This window comes from Promicromonospora sp. NPDC060204, assembly GCF_042728455.1.
Classification (GTDB): domain Bacteria; phylum Actinomycetota; class Actinomycetes; order Actinomycetales; family Cellulomonadaceae; genus Promicromonospora.
Genome location: NZ_JBHWZO010000470.1, coordinates 1 through 1,394 on the forward strand (window position 1 = coordinate 1; position 1,394 = coordinate 1,394).

The 1,394-nt window shown below is 75.0% G+C and carries 1 protein-coding gene; it reads left to right on the forward strand.

The genetic code is table 11. From position 1 onward, the window contains the following. Window positions 1-108: 108 nt before the first annotated feature. On the forward strand, window positions 109-1,326 hold the full coding sequence (locus ACFWEJ_RS28755) for a ThiF family adenylyltransferase (RefSeq protein ID WP_377232566.1): 1,218 nt from the start codon (window positions 109-111) through the stop codon (window positions 1,324-1,326). Window positions 1,327-1,394 lie beyond the last annotated feature (68 nt).

Genomic DNA, 1,394 nt, shown 5'->3' on the forward strand with positions numbered 1-1,394 from the left:
CCTTTGAGGCCCGGGTTTCTTCGCTTTCGGCCAGCTCAAAGCGAAGAAACCCGGGCCTCGAAGGGGAGGGTGGCGCCAGGACCCCGCCCGAGGTGGTGGAATGACGTGATGGAGCCGTTCGTGAACCCCGCAGGCGGGCTCGGGCCCGCCGAGCGCCGTCGGGCCGCGCGGCACCTCCTGCTCGACGGCTTCGGCCTGGCCGCGCAGGAGCGCCTCGCCGCGTCGCGGGTCGTCGTGGTCGGCGCGGGCGGCCTCGGGTCGCCGGTGCTCCAGTACCTCGCGGCGGCGGGCGTGGGCACGCTCGGCATCATCGACGACGACGTCGTGGAGGCCTCCAACCTGCAGCGCCAGGTGCTGCACTCGGTCGCCGACGTCGGACGCGCCAAGCCGGACTCGGCGGCCGACACGCTCCGCGGGCTGGCCCCCGAGGTCGAGGTGATCGCGCACCGCGAGCGGCTGACCAGGGACAACGCCGCCGCGATCCTGGCCGGGTACCACCTGGTGGTCGACGGCTCCGACACGTTCGAGACGCGCTACGCCGTGTCCGACGCCGCGGCGAGGCTCGGGCTGCCCGTCGTCTGGGGCACGGTCCTGGGCTGGGACGGCCAGGTGAGCGTCTTCTGGTCGGCGGCGCCGGACGGGCGCGCCATCACCTACCCGGACGTGTTCGGCCCGCAGCCTCCCGAGGGGGAGTCGTGCGCGACCGTGGGCGTGCTCAGCCCTGCCTGCGGCGTGGTGGGCTCGACGATGGCGGTCGAGGCGGTCAAGGTCCTGACCGGGACGGGCGACCCGGCGCTGGGCCGCCTGCTCGCCTACGACGCGCGCACCTCCGGGTGGGACACGATCGAGCTGGCCCCGCCGGCGTCGGGCGAGGTCGCGGCTGCGAGCGACGCCCTGACGGCGAGCGAGGCCTCGACACCGGACGGAGCCGTGCCGACGACGTCCGCCGAGGCCGGCCGGACGGCGTCCGCAGAACTGCCGGGGACGACGTCCGCCGAACTGCCGGAGACGGCGTCCGCAGAACTGCCGGGGACGACGTCGCCCGAACTGCCGGGGACGCCGTCGGCCGAGGCAGCGGAGACGCCGTCGGGCGACGCCAGCGTGCTGGTGCTCGACGTCGGGCTGCGCCCCGGCGGCGTGCCCGGCGCCGTCTTCGCGCGGCTGGAGGACCTTGCTGCCGGCCGCTTCCCGCCCGAGCTGCTGGACCACCCGGCCGACTGGCCCGTCGTCGTCGTGTGCGAGCGCGGCCTGCGCTCGCGCGGCGGCGAGCAGCTGCTGCGCGCGGAGGGCTGGCGGGACGTCACGAGCCGCGCGCTCGTCGGCTGAGGGATCGGGGTAAGTGACTTCGGTCGCCTGCATCGAGACCGGTCCAGCGTCTGTCTCTTATACACATC